The sequence below is a fragment of the Achromobacter pestifer genome (assembly GCF_013267355.1).
In the GTDB taxonomy this organism is placed as follows: domain Bacteria; phylum Pseudomonadota; class Gammaproteobacteria; order Burkholderiales; family Burkholderiaceae_B; genus Achromobacter; species Achromobacter pestifer_A.
Genome location: NZ_CP053985.1, coordinates 5,290,014 through 5,307,583, shown reverse-complemented (window position 1 = coordinate 5,307,583; position 17,570 = coordinate 5,290,014). Strand labels below are relative to the sequence as shown.

The 17,570-nt window shown below is 66.8% G+C and carries 18 protein-coding genes; 12 read left to right on the top strand and 6 right to left on the bottom strand.

Going from position 1 to position 17,570, the window contains the following annotated elements:
• Positions 1–115 precede the first annotated feature (115 nt).
• Together FOC84_RS25220 and FOC84_RS25215 are read left to right on the top strand one after the other, a co-directional pair.
• Positions 116–361: a cold-shock protein gene (locus tag FOC84_RS25220; RefSeq protein WP_173147077.1), complete on the top strand. Its 246-nt coding sequence runs from the start codon at positions 116–118 to the stop codon at positions 359–361.
• A gap of 189 nt (positions 362–550) precedes the next feature.
• Positions 551–958: a DUF192 domain-containing protein gene (locus FOC84_RS25215; protein WP_254242040.1), complete on the top strand. Its 408-nt coding sequence runs from the start codon at positions 551–553 to the stop codon at positions 956–958.
• A gap of 86 nt (positions 959–1,044) precedes the next feature.
• Here FOC84_RS25215 and pcaF read toward each other — a convergent pair whose 3' ends face one another.
• The 5 genes from pcaF to xseA form a co-directional block, all read right to left on the bottom strand.
• A complete protein-coding gene (gene pcaF, locus FOC84_RS25210; RefSeq protein WP_173147073.1) occupies positions 1,045–2,250 on the bottom strand; it encodes a 3-oxoadipyl-CoA thiolase in 1,206 nt (401 codons plus the stop codon).
• A 174-nt stretch (positions 2,251–2,424) separates the two neighbouring features.
• A complete protein-coding gene (locus FOC84_RS25205) occupies positions 2,425–3,819 on the bottom strand; it encodes a chloride channel protein (RefSeq protein WP_173147071.1) in 1,395 nt (464 codons plus the stop codon).
• A gap of 72 nt (positions 3,820–3,891) precedes the next feature.
• Positions 3,892–5,577 (bottom strand): methyl-accepting chemotaxis protein, encoded by a 1,686-nt coding sequence (locus tag FOC84_RS25200; protein WP_173147069.1) that lies wholly within the window; start codon positions 5,575–5,577, stop codon positions 3,892–3,894.
• A gap of 282 nt (positions 5,578–5,859) precedes the next feature.
• Entirely contained in the window at positions 5,860–6,438 is a 579-nt protein-coding gene (sodB, locus tag FOC84_RS25195; RefSeq protein WP_013394768.1) for a superoxide dismutase [Fe], read from the bottom strand.
• A gap of 183 nt (positions 6,439–6,621) precedes the next feature.
• The gene (xseA, locus tag FOC84_RS25190; RefSeq protein WP_173147067.1) at positions 6,622–7,989 is read right to left on the bottom strand and encodes an exodeoxyribonuclease VII large subunit; all 1,368 of its coding nucleotides are present in this window, start codon (positions 7,987–7,989) and stop codon (positions 6,622–6,624) included.
• A 350-nt stretch (positions 7,990–8,339) separates the two neighbouring features.
• Here xseA and FOC84_RS25185 point away from each other — a divergent pair, with 350 nt between their 5' ends.
• The 10 genes from FOC84_RS25185 (at position 8,340) to rpsT (ending at position 16,435) form a co-directional block, all read left to right on the top strand.
• A complete protein-coding gene (locus FOC84_RS25185; RefSeq protein ID WP_173147066.1) occupies positions 8,340–8,963 on the top strand; it encodes a MotA/TolQ/ExbB proton channel family protein in 624 nt (207 codons plus the stop codon).
• Positions 8,960–9,373: an ExbD/TolR family protein gene (locus tag FOC84_RS25180; RefSeq protein ID WP_013394771.1), complete on the top strand. Its 414-nt coding sequence runs from the start codon at positions 8,960–8,962 to the stop codon at positions 9,371–9,373. The genes FOC84_RS25185 and FOC84_RS25180 overlap by 4 nt, the downstream gene beginning before the upstream one ends.
• The gene (lpxK, locus tag FOC84_RS25175) at positions 9,370–10,413 is read left to right on the top strand and encodes a tetraacyldisaccharide 4'-kinase (protein WP_173147064.1); all 1,044 of its coding nucleotides are present in this window, start codon (positions 9,370–9,372) and stop codon (positions 10,411–10,413) included. The genes FOC84_RS25180 and lpxK overlap by 4 nt, the downstream gene beginning before the upstream one ends.
• Positions 10,414–10,476: 63 nt before the next feature.
• The gene (locus FOC84_RS25170) at positions 10,477–10,659 is read left to right on the top strand and encodes a Trm112 family protein (protein ID WP_088141367.1); all 183 of its coding nucleotides are present in this window, start codon (positions 10,477–10,479) and stop codon (positions 10,657–10,659) included.
• An 11-nt stretch (positions 10,660–10,670) separates the two neighbouring features.
• Entirely contained in the window at positions 10,671–11,435 is a 765-nt protein-coding gene (kdsB, locus tag FOC84_RS25165) for a 3-deoxy-manno-octulosonate cytidylyltransferase (RefSeq protein ID WP_173147062.1), read from the top strand.
• Positions 11,436–11,526: 91 nt separating this feature from the next.
• Positions 11,527–12,183 carry an adenylate kinase gene (adk, locus tag FOC84_RS25160; protein ID WP_173147060.1) on the top strand — a complete coding sequence of 219 codons (657 nt, stop codon included), beginning with the start codon at positions 11,527–11,529 and terminating at the stop codon, positions 12,181–12,183.
• 133 nt (positions 12,184–12,316) lie between these two features.
• On the top strand, positions 12,317–13,075 hold the full coding sequence (locus FOC84_RS25155; RefSeq protein WP_173147058.1) for a 3-hydroxyacyl-CoA dehydrogenase: 759 nt from the start codon (positions 12,317–12,319) through the stop codon (positions 13,073–13,075).
• Positions 13,076–13,186: 111 nt separating this feature from the next.
• On the top strand, positions 13,187–14,746 hold the full coding sequence (murJ, locus tag FOC84_RS25150) for a murein biosynthesis integral membrane protein MurJ (RefSeq protein WP_173147055.1): 1,560 nt from the start codon (positions 13,187–13,189) through the stop codon (positions 14,744–14,746).
• 191 nt (positions 14,747–14,937) lie between these two features.
• The gene (locus tag FOC84_RS25145) at positions 14,938–15,906 is read left to right on the top strand and encodes a FecR domain-containing protein (RefSeq protein ID WP_173147053.1); all 969 of its coding nucleotides are present in this window, start codon (positions 14,938–14,940) and stop codon (positions 15,904–15,906) included.
• A gap of 265 nt (positions 15,907–16,171) precedes the next feature.
• Positions 16,172–16,435, top strand: coding sequence for a 30S ribosomal protein S20 (gene rpsT / locus FOC84_RS25140; protein ID WP_025135824.1), 264 nt, complete (start codon positions 16,172–16,174; stop codon positions 16,433–16,435).
• 114 nt (positions 16,436–16,549) lie between these two features.
• Here rpsT and FOC84_RS25135 read toward each other — a convergent pair whose 3' ends face one another.
• The gene (locus FOC84_RS25135) at positions 16,550–17,473 is read right to left on the bottom strand and encodes a LysR family transcriptional regulator (RefSeq protein ID WP_254241774.1); all 924 of its coding nucleotides are present in this window, start codon (positions 17,471–17,473) and stop codon (positions 16,550–16,552) included.
• Positions 17,474–17,570: the final 97 nt, after the last annotated feature.

Sequence of the window (17,570 nt, the reverse complement as noted above, 5' to 3'; positions counted from 1 at the left end):
ATCCACGCATTCTGGGGTTTTCAACGCACCGAAAATCTGCCAGGAAGCCGGAGGGGGGACAGGGGTCTAGGCCGCGATGCCCTTCGTCAACATACGATTCAATGAGGCAGTCCGCATGTCTGATACGACCGCAACCGCCGTCCAAGGGGACAATCCCAAATCGACGGGCACCGTCAAATGGTTCAACGATGCAAAGAGGTTCGGCTTCATTACGCCCGACGACGGCGGTGAAGATCTGTTCGCCCATTTTTCGTCCATCCAGATGAATGGTTTTAAAACCCTGAAAGAAGGCCAGAAAGTGGCCTTCGAGATTATTCAGGGGCCCAAAGGCAAACAGGCGCTTAATATCACGGCTGCCTGAGTTACCCTTTAAAGCGCAACGGTAAGGTTGCGCCATTATTCAGGCGGGGCTTTCGAGCCCCGCCTTGTTATTTTTCATTCATTACGCCAGGCCATGCTCAAGAACGCCGTTTTAATTCCTGTCAGCCTCACGTTGTTCAAGACAGCGTTCTTCAGAAACCTCCTGCCGAAAACCCTGGCCGCCATCGCGATGGTACTGCCCGCGGCGGCCGGCGCGCAGCTGACCGGCCCGCAAGCCCCCTTGCCCACCACCCAGCTCTCGGCCGGCATCCATATTATCCGCGCAGAAGTCGCGAACACGGAAGCGACCCGCCGCGACGGCCTGATGTTCCGCAAGGAGCTGCCCGGCAACGACGGCATGCTGTTCGTCTTCGAACAACCCGACGTGCAGTGCTTCTGGATGCGCAACACCCTGCTGCCGCTCTCGATTGCCTTTATCGCCGACGATGGCACGATCGTCAACATCGAGGACATGGCGCCACAGACCGAAGACCCGCACTGCGCCAAGAAGCCGGTGCGCTACGCGCTGGAAATGGCCCAAGGCTGGTTCGAGCAGCACGGCATCAAGGCTGGCAAGAAGCTGGACGGCCTGCCCTGAGGCAAGTCCGCCCGCAGACATGAAAAGGGAGCCCTTCAGGCTCCCTTTTCGTTCCTGCGCGCAGCCAGCCGTTGCGCGCCAGGCGATTACACGCGTTCGATGATCAGCGCGATGCCCTGGCCCACGCCGATGCACATGGTGCACAGCGCATAGCGGCCGCCGGTGCGGTGCAGTTGGTTGATCGCGGTGGTGGCCAGGCGCGCGCCGCTGGCGCCCAGCGGGTGGCCCAGGGCGATCGCGCCGCCGTTGGGGTTCACGCGCGGGTCGTTGTCGGCGATGCCCAGCTGGCGCATCACGGCCAAGCCCTGGGCGGCAAACGCCTCGTTCAGTTCGATGACGTCCATCTGCTCCAGCTTCAGGCCGGTCTGGGCCAGCACCTTCAGCGTGGCGGGCGCCGGGCCGATGCCCATGATGCGCGGCGCGACGCCGGCCGTGGCCATGCCGACCACGCGGGCGCGCGGGGTCAGGCCATGGCGGGCGGCGGCCTTTTCGTCGGCCAGCAGCAGCGCGGCGGCGCCGTCGTTGACGCCCGAGGCGTTGCCGGCGGTGACGGTGCCGCCTTCGCGGACCACGCCCTTCAGCTTGGCCAGCGACTCCAGCGTGGTTTCACGCGGGTGCTCGTCCTTGCCGACGACGATGGGATCGCCCTTCTTCTGGGCGATCGACACCGGCACGATCTCGGCGTCGAAGAAGCCTTCCTTCTGCGCGCGCGCGGTCTTCTGCTGGCTGGCCAGCGCAAACAGGTCCTGGTCTTCGCGGCTGATCTTGAAATCGTCGGCGACGTTTTCGGCCGTTTCGGGCATCGAGTCCACGCCGTACTGCGCCTTCATCAGCTTGTTGATGAAGCGCCAGCCGATGGTGGTGTCGTAAATCGCGGCGCTGCGCGAAAACGCGCTGTCGGCCTTGCCCATGACAAAAGGCGCGCGGCTCATGCTTTCCACGCCGCCGGCCAGCATCAGGCCGGCTTCGCCGGCGCGGATGGCGCGGGCAGCGCCGCCGATGGCGTCCAGGCCCGAACCGCACAGGCGGTTGACGGTGGCGCCGGGCACTTCGATCGGCAGGCCGGCCAGCAGCGTGGCCATGCGGGCCACGTTGCGGTTGTCTTCACCCGCCTGGTTGGCGCAGCCCATGATGGCGTCGTCCAGCTCTTCCCAGCGCACGCCGGGATTGCGCGCCACCAGCGCCTTGATGGCTACGGCAGCGAGATCGTCGGGGCGCACGGAAGCCAGCGCGCCGCCGTAGCGGCCGAAGGGGGTGCGGATCGCATCACAAATAAAAGCATGCACGGTCATGGGAAGCTCGAAGTAAGTGAGAAAAAATCCGGATCGGGAGATCTTAACGCAGGGCTTTAGCGCCAAGTTGGTGCGTCCGCAGGATGTCCGCTGTACGGACGGTGTCCAATGGATGTTCACCCTGTCGGTGCGCGCCGCGCGCACCATGGCAAGGCGCGGACCGAGGCTGCGGACTCAGGCCGCGGGCGGCTTGGCGGCGCGCCCCGCGTCGACGATGGCCTGCCTGCGGAAACGCCCCGCGGCCATGTGATAGAAGGGTTGCGGGCAGAACTGGCGCGACACGCCCGAGGCCAGCAGGGATCCGACCAACAGCCAGAACAGCATGGGCTGGCTGCCCGTCATTTCCATCACCACCACGCTGGCGGTCAGGGGCGCCTGGGTCGCGGCGGCCAGGAAAGCGGCCATCGAAATCAGCACCAGCACGCGGTGATCCACGCCCTCTCCCGCCAGTTGCCAGATGTGATGGCCGATGCCCGCTCCCGTGGTCAGGGCAGGCGTGAAGATGCCGCCCGGTATGCCCGCCCAATAGGAGGCAACGGTCGCGGCCAGCTTGGCCAGGCCGAAGCTGGCGGGCGCCGTGTCCTTGCCCGACAGCAGGTCGGCGGCCACGCCATAGCCCGTGCCATACACGCTGCCGGCCGTGGCCAGCCCGATCAGCGCCAGGATCAGGCCCATGATGAAGGCCGTCCAGATCGGATGCGCGCGGATCCAGGCGCGCCAGGACTGGGGCGCGCTGCCAGCCGCCCCCTTGCCGAGCAGCCGGGCGAATATGCCACCCAGCGCGCCATTGAGCGCCGCGCAGATAGCCACCCACATCACCATGCCATGCGTCAGCGGCGCACCGCCGAACACGCCGAAATAGGGGTTGTTGCCGACCACGGCCACGACCAGGAAGCCCGAGGCCAGCACGCCGATCAGCACCAGCCGCTGCCAGCGCAGCACGGTGCCGCGTCCGAGTTCCTCGATGGCGAAGATGACGCCGGCCAAGGGCGCGTTGAAGGCGGCAGCCAGGCCGCCCGCTGCCCCGGCGGCAATCAGTTCATTGGCATGGAAGCCGCGCAGCTGCACGCCGCGCCGCTTCCAGAAGTCGCCCCAGGCCAGCATCAGGGCGGCGCCCACCTGGACCGACGGCCCTTCGCGGCCGATCGAAGCGCCGGCCAGCATGCCGAAGAACGCGAGAGGAATCTTCCAGAGGGTCTGCCCCAGCGCCACCAGGCTGTTCTGGCTGGCGCCGGGCGGCAGCGACAAGGCGCCGATGACCTGGGGAATGCCGCTGCCGGACGCGTTGGGCGCGAAACGCAGGGTCAGCCAGCGCAAGGCCGCCAGGCTCAGCGGCAGGACCAGCAGCGCCAGCCAGCCGTTGTAGGCCACCCACTCGCGGTTCCATTCCAGCGCCTTGTCAGCCAGATACGCAAAGCCCAACGACATCAGCGCCACCAGGCCGGCGCCCCCCAGCAGCAGCCCCATCTGCACGCTCTTGCGCGACAGGCGGTTGACCTGGCGCACCTTGCGATGCGCCCACCGGCGCGGGCCGGCCAGCAGCCGGCGTAGGGGGTCGGGCAGGTTCATGGGCGAAAGCCGGCGCGGTTGAAAGTGGCTAACCTTACCACTCCCACCTGACCGGCAGCCCACAGCGCAGGATCAGAACGTCGACCAGTCGTCGTCCGAAGCCTGCGCCAGCGCGGGACGCGCCACGGCCGGCTTGCGCGGCGCCACGGGCACGGCCTGCACCAGACGGACCTGGGCTTCGCGGGCCGATCCGCCGCCCGCTTCCACCTTGAAGCGGCGCACTTCCTGGGCCAGGCGGGTGGCCTGTTCCTGCATGCTGCCGGCGGCGGCGGCCGCCTCCTCCACCAATGCCGCGTTCTGCTGGGTCACGGAGTCCATCTGCGCCACGGCCTGGTTGACCTGGCCGATGCCGGCGGACTGCTCTTCCGACGCGCTGGCGATTTCGCGCACCAGGGTGGCGACCTGGCGCACGCTGTCCACCACTTCGCGCATGGTGCGGCCGGCCTCGTCGACCTGGCGCGTGCCGCCCTCGACGCGCGTGACCGACTCGTCGATCAAGGCCTTGATCTCCTTCGCGGCCACCGCCGAGCGCTGCGCCAGCGTGCGCACCTCGCCCGCCACCACGGCGAAACCGCGGCCCTGCTCGCCCGCCCGCGCCGCTTCCACGGCGGCGTTCAGCGCCAGGATGTTGGTCTGGAAGGCGATGCCGTCGATCACGCCCGTGATGTCGGCGATGCGGCGCGAGCTGTCGGAAATCGCGCTCATGGTCTGGACCACGCCCTCCACCACTTCGCCGCCGCGCACGGCCACGCTGGAGGCCTGGTTGACCAGACGGTCCGCTTCGCTGGCGTTGTTGGCGTTCTGCTGCACGGTGCTGGTCAACTGCTCCATCGAGGCCGCGGTTTCCTCCAGCGAGGAGGCCTGTTCCTCGGTGCGCTGCGACAGATCGGCGTTGCCCTGGGCAATCTGCGAGGACGCCGAGGCGATGCTTTCGCAACCGTCGCGCACGTCCTTGACGATGCGCGCCAGGCTTTCGTTCATAGTCTTGAGCGCACCCATCAGGTCGCCGGTTTCGTCACGCGTGGTGACCTGGATATCGGTCGTGAGGTCGCCGGCCGCCACCTGGCGCGCGGCCGTCACCGCCTGTTCCAGCGGACGCACAATGCCGCGCGTCACCAGCCACCCCAGCAGCATGCCGATCGCCACGCCGATCACGGCGAGGATGATCATGACGGCACGCAGCGTTTCGTACAGCTCCGTACCCGCCTGCACGCTTTGGGCCGCGACGTTCTCCTTGGCCTTCGCCAAGGTCGTCATCAGATCATCCAGCTTCTGCGATGAGGCGATCACGCGCGCCTCGATCTCGGCCACTTGCGGATCGGCCTGGGTCAGCGGCCTGGCCTGGGCGGCGGCGAAGAAGGCGGCGGATTCGCGCTTCCAGACCTGCTCGGTCTCGGTGAACTGCGCCAGCAGGCGCTTGCCCTCTTCCGAATAGAAATTGGCGGCGGCCTTTTCGCGCAAGCCGTCCATGGTTGCAACGGCATCGTCGAACTGCTTGCGCAACGCCTGGCGGTCCTTGTCGGTGGACGCGGCCAGGTAGCCGCTGCGGGCACGGCCCGCGTAGATCAGATTGATATTGGCTTCCTTGATGTCCGAGATGCCGCGCAGCTCGGTGTCGTAAAGCCGGTCGTTCATTTCATTGATGCGCGCCAGGCCCCAAACCCCGAAGCCCCCGATCGCACCGCCTATTACCGCCACCAGCAAAAATGCGCCCGACAGGCGCGCGCCGATGCGCAAACCCGAAAATAACCGCAACATGCTTCCCTTCCCTGTAGTTACCACGGTTTATGGCGGGCATGCCGCGGCCGTGGACCCCGTGGTTCAGTCGTCGACCGGGGCCAACGATAGTGGCTCGCAAACCTAGGGATAACCCGGAAGAAAAGCCGGTTTCTTCTTCATTTCCCCGCAATGGAATCGACAATCGACAGGGATTTCACAAACTGAATTTTTGCTGAACAAAAAAGAAAACCCCAGGCTTGCGCGAGGGGTTTGTCAGCAGGAACCGCGGCGCGGACGCCGCGGCGAGCCTGGCTTTGCCTATCAGGCGAAGTTCTTGGCCGCGAATTCCCAGTTCACCAGCGCCCAGAAGTTTTCCAGGTACTTGGGACGGGCGTTGCGGTAGTCGATGTAATAGGCGTGTTCCCAGACATCACAGGTGAGCAGCGGCTTGTCGGCCGTGGTCAGCGGGGTAGCAGCGTTGCTGGTGTTGACGATGTCGACCGAGCCGTCGGCCTTCTTGACCAGCCAGGTCCAGCCCGAACCGAAGTTGCCGGCGGCCGACTTGTTGAAGGCTTCCTTGAAGGCGTCGAAGCTGCCCCACTTGGCGTTGATGGCGTCAGCCAGCTTGCCGGTCGGAGCGCCGCCGGCCTTGGGAGCCAGGCTGTTCCAGTAGAAAGTGTGGTTCCAGATCTGGGCGGCGTTGTTGAAAATGCCACCCGAGGACTTCTTCACGATGTCTTCCAGCGACAGCGTTTCGAATTCCGTGCCCGGGATCAGGTTGTTCAGGTTCGTGACGTAAGTCTGGTGATGCTTGCCGTAGTGGAACTCCAGCGTTTCCTTGGAGATGTGCGGAGCCAGCGCGTCCAGTTCGTAAGGCAGGGGGGGAAGAGTGTGTGCCATGTGAGGTTCCTTCTGTTGAGTGCACGATCAAGCCGGTCAATTGTATCGGCAACTACTGAGGATACCGCGTTAACCCCCCGCCCGCGCGGGGTTAAGGGACACATGTGCCTATGACGGAAAACTCGTGCCCATGCGACCGGGCGCATGGGCTCATGACCACCGCGCAAGCGCGGCGGCCGGCGCTCAGGACGCGTCGCGCGTGTCGCGGCTGCGCGTGACCGCGACTTCGGCGCCGCCTTGCGCGAAACTCAGGCCCAGCGTTTGTCCGGCCGTCAGCGCGGCCCCGTCCCGCACGATGCGGCCCTGATCGTCGCGCGCGATGGCGTAGCCGCGAGCCAGCGTGTTGCCCGGGTCCAGCGCGCGCAATTGCGCCGTGGCGGACGCCAGCCGGTTGCGCCGCTGCACCAGCAGCCGCGCATGCGCCTGGCCCAGTTGACGCGCCGCGCCCGCGAGGCGGTCGGCGGCGCGGCCGGTATCGGGCACGCGATGCGCCAGGCGCTGCGTCAGCAGATTGACGCGTGCGGCGCGGCGCTCCTGGGGGCCGGACCAGGCGGTCGCCAGACGGAAGCGCAGGCTGTTCAGGCGCTCGCGCTGATGCTCCAGGCGCTGGGCCGGGGACACCAATTGCGCGGCGGCGCGGTCCAGCCGCTGGGCAGCGCGCTCCAGCCGGCGCTGCTGTCCCCGCGTCATGGCCTCTGCCGCCTGCATGACCCGGCCGAGCAATTCGGAACGCGGCACGCAGGCCAGTTCGGCGGCCGCGGTCGGCGTCGGCGCGCGCACGTCGGCCACGAAATCGACGATGGTGAAATCCGTCTCGTGCCCCACCCCGCTGATGACGGGAATTGCGCTGCCCGCGACCTCGCGGGCCAGCGCCTCGTCGTTGAAGCTCCAGAGATCCTCGATACTGCCGCCGCCGCGCACCAGCAGCAGCGTGTCGACTTCGGCGCGCTGGTTGGCCATGCGCACCTGGGCCGCCAGCCGCCCGGCGGCATCCGCCCCCTGGACTGGCGCCGGATAGATGATCACGGGCACCTGGGGCGCGCGGCGCGCCAGCGCCGACAGCACGTCGCGCAGCGCCGCGGCGTGCAAGGACGTGATCACGCCGATGGCCCGCGGCAGGCCCACGGGTTCGCGCTTGACGGCCGGATCGAACAGGCCTTCGGCAGCCAGTTGCTCCTTCAGGCGCAGGAACGCCTCGTACAGATTGCCTAGTCCGGCCCGCCGCATGGCGTCAACCTGCAGCTGATAGTCGCCGCGCGGCTCGTACAGGGACACGCGGGCCCGGATTTCGACCTGATCGCCGGCGCGCGGCGTGAAACCCACCGCGCTGGCGCGGCTTCTGAACATGACGGCGCGCACGGAGGCCCGGCTGTCCTTGAGCGTGAAGTACCAATGCCCGGAAGCCGCCGCCGTGAAGTTGGAAATCTCTCCGCGCACCCACAGCGCCGGGATGCTGCGCTCCAACAACTGCCCCACGGCTTGATTCAGCTGGGCAACCGTCAGGATATCCCGCGCAAATACGTTGTTTGTGACTGTAGATTCAATTGTCATGGGGCTTTCCGATGCGTACCTGTCCACAGGAGCCGCGTAGCGGGCCGCAATCATACCGCGTCCCAGCAAATTTCCCCCAACCGCCCCGAAAGCCAGCAAATTCGAATTAACTTATTGATTTTTATATGATTTTAAGAAAAACGAAGCTGCTCTCAATTGAAGCAAACAAGTGCAAGCCCTGTGCCCACAAGCATTCCCGGGAAGTTTTGCACAGAATTATCCACAAGATCTGTGGATAGATTGGGGGTCGTACCGACTTGCCACACCCCTGCCGCACCGTTACAGTTTCGGCTTGATCAGATACCGGCTCGCGCCGCCTTGCGCGCCGGTCCCCCCAGGAGTTGAACGCTTTGCTTTCCATACTGCGCGAGGCCGGCTGGCCGATCTGGCCCCTGCTGGCGACATCCGTCCTGGGCTTGGCGCTGATCTTCGAGCGCTTCCTCTCCCTGCGCCGCGGGCTGGTCATGCCGCGCGGCCTGAGCGACCAAGTGGCTGAAATGCTGCGCAACCGCCAGGACACGCCCGAATCCATCAACCGCCTCGAGCGCAATTCGCCGCTGGGCCGGATCCTGGCCGAAGTGATGCGTCACCGCCATCTGCCGCGCGAGGAACTGCGCAACGTGGTCGAGGACGCCGGCCGCGCCGTGGCCCACGACCTCAGCCGCTACATTCCCGCCATCGGCACCATCGCCGTGGTCGCGCCCCTGATGGGCCTGTTCGGCACCGTGATCGGCATGATCGAGATCTTCGGCTCCTACACCCCGGGCGGCGGCGATCCCGCGCAACTGGCGCGCGGCATCTCGATGGCGCTGTACAACACCGGCTTCGGCATCCTCATCGCGATTCCCGCCATGATCGCGCACCGTTATCTGCGCGGCCGCGTGGACGGCTACCTCAGCGCCATGGAACAGACCGCGGCGCGCCTGGTCCGCGCCGTCTCCCCTGGCTCTGCCATGCGCGAGGGCCGTTCATGAATTTCCGCGGCCCCCGCGGCGACCGCGATGAGCTGGATATCAACCTGATTCCGCTCATCGACGTGCTGCTGGTCATCCTGATCTTCCTGGCGGCGACCACCTCCTTCGCGCGCTTCACCCAGCTGAAGGTGACGCTGCCCCAGGCCTCGATGGAACAGGACACGCCTCCGGCGCTGGAAGTCGCCGTCAGCCAGGATGGGCGCTATGCGCTCAACGGCACGCTCATCGACGTCTCCACGCCGCCGGAAATCGCCGATGCCCTGCGCCAGGCCGCGGCCGGCAAGACCGAGCCGCTGGTCGTCATCAACGCCGACGCCCAGGCCACCCACCAGTCCGTGATCAACGTCATGGAAGCCGCCCGCCTGGCTGGCATCGGCCGCGTCAACTTCGCCGCGCAGACCACCCGGTGACCGCCAAGCGTGCCTCGACGCTGCTGGCGCGCCAATGGCAGCACGGCGGCTGGCTCTCCGATCTGCTGCTGCCGCTGTCCCGGCTGACCGCCTGGGAAGTGGCGCGCAAGCGCCAGCGCTACCTGGACGGCGTCCGCCGCGCCTACCGCGCTCCCGTTCCCGTCGTGGTGATCGGCAATGTCTATGTCGGCGGCACGGGCAAGACCCCCATGGTCATCGCGACCGTTGAAGCGTTGCGGTCCCGCGGCTATACCCCGGGCGTCGTCAGCCGCGGCTATGGCGTCAAGGTCGGCCCGCACGCCCGCGTCGGGCTGGGCCAACTCGAAGCCGACCGTTTCGGCGACGAACCCGCCCTGATCGCCCGCGCCACGGGCGTCCCGGTCGCCGTCCACCCGAAGCGCGCCCTGGCCGCCCAGGCCCTGCTGCAGGCCCACCCCAAGGTGGATGTGATCATCTCGGACGATGGCTTGCAGCACCTGGCGCTCGCCCGGGACATCGAAATCGTGGTGCAGGACGAACGCGGCGTGGGCAATGGCCGCCTGCTGCCCGCCGGCCCCTTGCGCGAACCGGCCGAACGGCTGCGGGAGGTCGACGTGGTGGTGACGAACATCGGCACGCCCGACGGCCAGCCGCCAGCCGCCAGCACCGGCAACCGGCCGCGCCAGGTCCGCATGTGGCTGGAACCGGGCGACGCGCGCCAGGTTTCGGGCCGCGGCACGCGCCCCCTGGCGGCCTTCGCCGGCCAGCCGCGGATCGCGGCGGCCGCCGGCATCGGCAATCCGGAACGCTTCTTCACCACCCTGCGCGGCGCCGGCATCCGGCTGGAAACCGCGCTCGCCTTGCCCGATCATCACGGCTACGCCGAGTCGCCCTTCCAAACGCTCACGGCCGAGGCCATCCTGGTTACGTCCAAAGACGCCATCAAGTGCGCCGCCCTGGACGATGCGCGCCTCTGGGAAGTGCCGGTGCGCGCGGGCTTTTCCGACCCGCAACTGTTCGACTGGCTGGCACAGGCGCTGCGCCAGCCGGCGCGGGCCTAGCCAAGCCCGCGCCTGGCGGCGCCCGCGGCCCGGCCCCGGGCAAACTGCTTTAGAATTCCGGTCATGGAATCCCGCCTACTCGACATCCTCGTCTGCCCGCTGTGCAAGGGCCGCCTCGAACACGACCGGCAGCAAGCCGAACTGGTCTGCCGCGCCGACCGCCTGGCCTTCCCCGTGCGCGACGGCATCCCCGTCATGCTGGAATCGGAAGCCCGCGCGCTGGACGACGCCCCCGCCACGCACTGAAAGCGCCGCGCATGAGCTTCATCGCCCTGATCCCGGCGCGCACCGCCTCGACCCGGTTGCCCGACAAGCCGCTTGCCGACATCGCCGGCAAGCCCATGGTCGTGCGTACCGCCGAGCGCGCGGCGCTGTCCGGCGCTTCCCGCGTCTATGTGGCCACCGACGATGTCCGCGTCCAGCAGGCGGCGCAGGCGCACGGGCTGCAGGCGCTGATGACTCGCGCCGACCACCCGACCGGCACCGACCGCCTGGCCGAGGCCGTGGAACAGCTGGGCCTGCCTGACGACGCCATCGTGGTCAACGTGCAGGGCGACGAGCCGCTGATCGAACCCGAACTCATCGACGCGGTCGCGGCCAAGCTGCAGGCCAGCCCCGAGGCCGACATCGCCACCTGCGCCTGCCCCCTGGCCAACGCCGAAGCGCTGTTCAACCCCAACGTGGTGAAGCTGGTCTGCGCCGCGAACGATCGCGCCCTGTATTTCTCGCGCGCCCCGATCCCCTGGGCGCGCGACGCGCTGGCCTCGGGCGAGCGCGTGCTGGCCAAGGGACTGCCCGCCTGGCACCACATCGGCCTGTATGCGTACCGGGTGTCGTTCCTGCGCCGCTATCCGGACCTGCCGCAAGGCGCGCTGGAGCGTTTCGAATCACTGGAACAACTGCGGGCCATGGAACACGGCCACGTCATCGTCGTCCATCGGGCGTCCCACCCTCCTGCCGCGGGCGTAGATACCCCGGCGGATCTGGAGCGCGTCCGACAGGTCTACAGCAGGCAGATATAAGGGTTATTTCCTATGGCGCGGCTCCGCATCGGCTGCTGCATTGCGGCATAATTCCCCGGATCACAAAAAATACACCCCTTCAGGAGCACTCATGCGTCTCATCTTGCTCGGACCTCCCGGCGCCGGCAAAGGCACCCAGGCCGCGTTTCTCACCCAACACTTCGGCATTCCCCAGATCTCCACCGGCGACATGCTGCGCGCCGCGGTCAAAGCGGGCACGCCGTTGGGCATTGAAGCCAAGAAGGTCATGGATGCCGGCGGCCTGGTTTCCGACGAGATCATCATCGGCCTGGTGCAGGACCGTCTGAAGCAGTCCGACTGCGCCAACGGCTACCTGTTCGACGGCTTCCCCCGCACCATCCCGCAGGCCGACGCGCTCAAGAGCGCCGGCGTCAAGCTGGACTACGTGGTGGAAATCGAAGTCCCCGAAGAAGACATCATCGAACGCATGAGCGGCCGCCGCGTGCACCTGCCCAGCGGCCGCAGCTACCATGTGCGCTTCAACCCGCCCAAGGTCGAAGGCCGCGACGACGTCACCGGCGAAGAACTGACCCAGCGCGACGACGACCGCGAGGACACCGTGCGCAACCGCCTGTCCGTGTACCGCGAGCAGACCCGCCCCCTGGTGGACTACTACTCGTCGTGGGCACAACAGAATCCCGCCGACGCGCCGAAGTACCGCAAGATCTCCGGCGTCGGCGCGGTCGAAGAAATCAAGGCGCGCCTGTTCGAAGCCGTCCAAGGCTGACCGGCGCCTCAATGGTTCACAGGCCTTCGGCGCCGGCTGGACGCGATGCGTTCCGGTTCCGGCCCGAGGGCCTAGTCATATCCGGCGCCTGCCGCGCCGCTTTCATCCCTAGAACTCACCTGGTGGTAGAAACATGGAAATCGCGAACAAGGTATTCATCGTCACGGGCGGCGCGTCCGGACTGGGCGCCGGCACGGTGCGCATGCTGGTCGAAAACGGCGCCAAGGTCGTCATCGCCGACGTGCAGGACGAGCCGGGCTCGGCCCTGGCCAAGGAACTGGGCCAGCGCTACGTCCACTGCGACGTGACCCAGGAAGCCGATGGCAAGAACGCCGTGGCCGCCGCGCTCGAGCTGGGCTCGCTCTTTGGCCTGGTGAACTGCGCCGGCGTCGCGCCCGCCGCCAAGATCGTGGGCAAGAACGGCGCGCATCCGCTGGAACTGTTCCAGAAGGTCGTGTCGATCAACCTGATTGGCAGCTTCAACATGATGCGCCTGGCCGCCGAGGCCATGAGCGCCAACGCGCCCGAGCCCACCGGCGAACGCGGCGTGATGATCAACACCGCCTCCGTCGCCGCCTTCGACGGCCAGATCGGCCAGGCCGCCTACGCCGCCTCCAAGGCGGGCGTGGCCGGCATGACCCTGCCCATCGCGCGCGACCTGTCCAAGACCGGCATCCGCTGCATGACCATCGCTCCGGGCATCTTCGGCACGCCCATGATCTTCGGCATGCCACAGGAAGTGCAGGACTCGCTGGCCGCCAGCATTCCCTTCCCCGCCCGCCTGGGCCGCCCGGAAGACTACGCCAAGCTGGTCCACAGCATCGTCACGAACGATATGCTGAATGGCGAAACCATCCGCCTCGACGGCGCCATCCGCATGCCGCCGAAGTGATGTAGTACAAAGACAGGCCCACCTGGTGGGCCTGTTTTCATTGGGCGTCTCGCGCTTGCGCGCAGCCGCGCCGGGCCGGACCGGCCCGTTTTTTTTTCAGTAGTCCTATCCATGAGCCTGTTTCGTTCGGCGGCCACGGTCAGCAGCTTCACCCTGCTGTCCCGCATTTCCGGCCTGATCCGCGACATCCTGGTGGCCCGCGCTTTCGGCGCCGGCCCCATCACCGACGCCTTCTGGGTCGCCTTCCGCATTCCCAACCTGCTGCGCCGCCTGTTCGCCGAAGGGGCTTTCGCCCAGGCCTTCGTGCCCATCCTGGGGTCGGCGCGCAACAACCGTTCGGAAGAAGAAGTCCGCACCCTGCTGGACCGCGTGGCCCTGCTGCTGACGGCCGCGCTGATGCTGATCACGCTGATCGGTATCGTCGCCGCGCCCTGGGTGGTATCCGCCATGGCCAGCGGCCTGCGGGGCGCCGCGCGCGACACCGAATTCGGCGCGGCGGTCTGGATGACGCGGATGATGTTCCCCTACATCTTCTGCATGTCGCTGATCGCCTTCGCCTCGGGCGTGCTCAATACCTGGCGCCGCTTCGCCGTGCCGGCCTTCACGCCGGTCCTGCTCAACCTGGCCATGATCGGCGCCTGCATCTGGCTCGCGCCGCGCATGGACGTGCCGGTCTACGCGCTGGCCATCGGCGTCATGATCGGCGGCGTGGCGCAGCTTGCGGTGCAATGGATTGCCCTGGCGCGGCTCGGCCTGACGCCGCGCTTTTCGCTGCGGTTCCGCCAGGCCTGGGCCGACCCCACGGTGCAGCGCATCCTCAAGCAGATGGCCCCCGCCACTCTGGGCGTCTCGGTCGCGCAGATCTCGCTGTTGATCAACACCAACATCGCCACCTGGCTGACGCCGGGCAGCGTGACCTGGCTATCCTTCGCCGACCGCCTGATGGAATTTCCCACGGCGCTGCTGGGCGTGGCACTGGGCACGGTGCTGCTGCCCAGCCTGTCCGCGGCCCATGCCCGCGACGACCACGGCGGTTACAGCGGGCTGCTGGACTGGGGCCTGCGCCTGGTGCTGCTGCTGGGCCTGCCGGCGGCCGTGGGCATGGCGCTGCTGTCCGATGGACTGGTCGCCACGTTGTTCCACTACGGCGCCTTCGCTGCCCAGGATGTAAGCCAGACCCGCCTGGCCGTCATTTCCTATTCCGCCGGGCTGATCGGCCTCTTGGCGGTGAAGATCCTGGCGCCCGGCTTCTACGCCAAGCAGGACATCCGCACGCCGGTGAAGATCGCCATCGGTGTGCTGATCATGACGCAGCTGATGAACCTGGTGCTGGTGCCCGTGATGGCGCATGCCGGGCTGGCCCTGGCCATCGGCCTGGGCGCCTGCCTGAACGCCTTGGCGCTGCTGATCGGACTGCGCCGCCGCGGCGTCTACCAGCCCGGCCCCGGCTGGACCGCGTTCGCGCTGCGCCTCTTGCCCGCCCTGGCGGCGCTGGCGGCCCTGCTCTGGTATGCGGACGGGCGCATCGACTGGATCGCCCTGCAGGCCCATTCCGGACAAAGGGTGGCCTGGCTGGCCGGCGTGCTGGCAGCCAGTGGCGCGGTGTACTTCGGAATGTTGTTACTGTTTGGCTTCCGTCCTAGGGACTTCGGCCGACGCCCGGCGCGTTAAGTTCGGACAATCTGCCTATATACGCCCCCAAAGCCGGTCTAGTACCGGCTTTTTTGCATTAGATTCGTCAAGAATTGACAATCGGCCGGTAATCTTTGGTAAAAAACCTTTATTATTTACAAATTGCCATCGAAAGGATCCCCCTTGAAGCACTGCGGGGACATGAAGTGAAGTACGCCCAAGGACAACCCATGGCGGACCAGGTAATCAATTGGCTGCTGTTATTGCGTTCCGGCAAGGCGACCGCACGGGACTACAACAATTTCCTGGCGTGGCGCGCTGCCGACCCGGCCCATGAAAACGCCTGGCAGCAGCTGACCGGATCGCTGGAAGGATCGACGTTCGGCCGGCTTGGCGACGCCTACCCTGTTGGCTACGCCACGGCCAGCCAGCCTGCCCCGCCCCTCGCAGCCCCTCCCGGGCCCGCCATCGCGCCCCCGCGCCGCCGGTTTCTGACCGGCGCGCTGGCGCTCGCCGGTACCGGCGCCTGCGCGGCTTACGTGGGCAATGCCTTCTATCCCCTGGGCAACGTCGCGGCCGATGCCGCCACGGCCACAGGCGAACGCCGCCGCTACGTGCTGTCCGACGGCAGCCAACTGCTGCTGGACGCCCGTAGCCGCGTCAACCTGGATTTCACCCCCGCCTACCGCCAGGTCCGCCTGCTGGATGGCGCCGTGACGGTGTCGGTGGCCCCCGACGCGCGCCGCCCCTTCCTGGTCCAGACGGCCGAAGGCACGGTCCGCGCCCTGGGCACCCGCTACATGGTGCGCCAGCAGGCCCAGCGCACGCTGGTGGTGGTGCATGAACACGAGGTCGAGGTCGAGACCATGTCCGGCGCCCACGGCACCGTCCGCGCCGGCACCGGCGCCCGGTTCGACGCCGCCCGCATGGACACCCCGCGCGCCGAGCTCATGGCCGAGGCCGCCTGGGAAGCCGGCTGGGTCGAAGCCCGCGGCCGCCCGCTAGCCGAAGTGATCGCCGCCCTGCGCCCCTACCGCAGCGGCACGCTGCGCGTGTCCATGGCCGCCGGCGGCCTGCCGGTATCCGGCCATTTCCCGCTGGACGACACCGACGCCGCGCTCGATACGCTGCGCGACATGATGCCCATCCACGTCCGCCGCTTCACGCCCTGGTTTGTCTCCATCAACGTAGCCGCCTGACAACGCCGGTGTGCGCGCCGTGCCGCCAGAGGGGCTTCTCGTTGTATACTAAGCACGGTGTTTTTATCCAGTAGGCGCCACGGGTCTTCCTCAAGACTGTGCATGAGGACCATCCGCAAGGGCTCCCCAGCCCAGGGAATTCTTCCCGCAGCGCCCCCCGCCCGGTTGACGGGCGCTCCATCGGTTGATCAGACATTAAAAGCTTGCATTCCCGTAGGGACTTGCTACAATGTTCGACTTTGCCGAATTCAACTTATATAGCAACATGGCCAATACCGCCCAAGCCCGCAAGCGCGCTCGCCAATCCGTTGAGCGCAACAAGCACAATTCCAGCCTGCGCTCGATGCTGCGCACCGCCATCAAGCGCGTTCGCCAATCCATCGCCGCTGGCGACAAGGCTGCGGCTGGCGACGTGTTCCAGAAGGCCTCCAGCGTGATCGATCGCGTGGCTGACAAGAACATCATCCACAAGAACAAGGCCGCTCGCCACAAGAGCCGCCTGGCTGCCGCCATCAAGGCGCTGGCCTAAGCCATTCTGCCGCCCTGTTTTCGGGGCGTCACGAATACGGCAAATGAAAAAGGATGCCCCTGGGCATCCTTTTTTGCGTTCCTGGTCGCCCCGACGGGGCGACATCAGGCACGCCTACAACTGCGCCGCGATCCGCTCGGCAAAGAAATCGATGAATACGCGCACCCGCGCGACCTCCGCCGACCTGGGCGGCCATAGCAGCGACACGCTGCCGCGATTTTCCGTGTAGTCCTCCAGCACAGGCTGCAAACGCCCTGCCGCAATATCTTCCTTGACCAGGTAACTCGGCACCTGGACGATCCCCAGTCCGCCGATCGCAGCGGACGCCAGCGCTTCACCATCATTCAAGATGCCGGAAGGCTTGAGCGGCTTGTCTGCTTGCTCGCCCTTGAAAGCCCAGATCTCCGGCCGTCCCGTGGTCGGAAAGCGGTAGTGGATGCAGCGATGCTCGCTGAGGTCCGCGGGGGTCCGGGGCATGCCATGCTGCGCCAGGTAGGCGGGCGACGCACAGGTCGTGAACGCATGCAGTCCGATACTGCGGGCCTGCAGCCCTGAATCCTCCAGTTCGCCCAGCCGCAGCACTAGGTCGTATCCGTCCTCGATTACGTCGACGATCAGATCGTCGAGATTGATATCAACCAAGATCTCCGGGTAGCGCGCGTGGAAATCGTTGAGCGCCGGCACCACGACCCTGCGTCCCATCACGGTGGGAACGCTGATCTTGAGCCGGCCGCGGGGCGCGTTCTGAAGCAGGTGCAGTTCCCGCTCCGCATCCTGAAGATCCTTCAGGATTCTGGCGACGTATCGGTACAGGACCTCGCCTTCTCCAGTCGGGCCCAAGGAGCGGGTCGTGCGATGCAGCAGTCGCACGCCCAATCTGATTTCCAGCCTTTCGACCGCCTTGCCCGCCGCGGAAGCGGACAGCCCCAGCTTGCGCCCGGCTGCGGCAAAACTGCCGGACTCCACCGTGGCCGCGAAGGCCACCAGGCCGCTGAAAGATTCGATCGAAAAGATTCCAGACATATTTTCGCGATTCATGTGACCGGCAGGCACCTTCCGCCTGCGCCGGTACAAATTGATGATGGAGCCAATTGCACGCGACCGACCGCTCTGATTGGCTTGCACCAGACCGGAG

Coding starts and splice junctions, on each gene's coding strand:
- FOC84_RS25220 (WP_173147077.1), top strand. CDS start 116: ATGTCTGATACGACCGCAACCGCCGTCCAAGGGGACAATCCCAAATCG.
- FOC84_RS25215 (WP_254242040.1), top strand. CDS start 551: ATGGTACTGCCCGCGGCGGCCGGCGCGCAGCTGACCGGCCCGCAAGCC.
- pcaF (WP_173147073.1), bottom strand. CDS start 2,250: ATGACCGTGCATGCTTTTATTTGTGATGCGATCCGCACCCCCTTCGGC.
- FOC84_RS25205 (WP_173147071.1), bottom strand. CDS start 3,819: ATGAACCTGCCCGACCCCCTACGCCGGCTGCTGGCCGGCCCGCGCCGG.
- FOC84_RS25200 (WP_173147069.1), bottom strand. CDS start 5,577: ATGTTGCGGTTATTTTCGGGTTTGCGCATCGGCGCGCGCCTGTCGGGC.
- sodB (WP_013394768.1), bottom strand. CDS start 6,438: ATGGCACACACTCTTCCCCCCCTGCCTTACGAACTGGACGCGCTGGCT.
- xseA (WP_173147067.1), bottom strand. CDS start 7,989: ATGACAATTGAATCTACAGTCACAAACAACGTATTTGCGCGGGATATC.
- FOC84_RS25180 (WP_013394771.1), top strand. CDS start 8,960: ATGAATTTCCGCGGCCCCCGCGGCGACCGCGATGAGCTGGATATCAAC.
- FOC84_RS25170 (WP_088141367.1), top strand. CDS start 10,477: ATGGAATCCCGCCTACTCGACATCCTCGTCTGCCCGCTGTGCAAGGGC.
- kdsB (WP_173147062.1), top strand. CDS start 10,671: ATGAGCTTCATCGCCCTGATCCCGGCGCGCACCGCCTCGACCCGGTTG.
- adk (WP_173147060.1), top strand. CDS start 11,527: ATGCGTCTCATCTTGCTCGGACCTCCCGGCGCCGGCAAAGGCACCCAG.
- FOC84_RS25155 (WP_173147058.1), top strand. CDS start 12,317: ATGGAAATCGCGAACAAGGTATTCATCGTCACGGGCGGCGCGTCCGGA.
- murJ (WP_173147055.1), top strand. CDS start 13,187: ATGAGCCTGTTTCGTTCGGCGGCCACGGTCAGCAGCTTCACCCTGCTG.
- FOC84_RS25145 (WP_173147053.1), top strand. CDS start 14,938: ATGGCGGACCAGGTAATCAATTGGCTGCTGTTATTGCGTTCCGGCAAG.
- rpsT (WP_025135824.1), top strand. CDS start 16,172: ATGGCCAATACCGCCCAAGCCCGCAAGCGCGCTCGCCAATCCGTTGAG.
- FOC84_RS25135 (WP_254241774.1), bottom strand. CDS start 17,473: ATGAATCGCGAAAATATGTCTGGAATCTTTTCGATCGAATCTTTCAGC.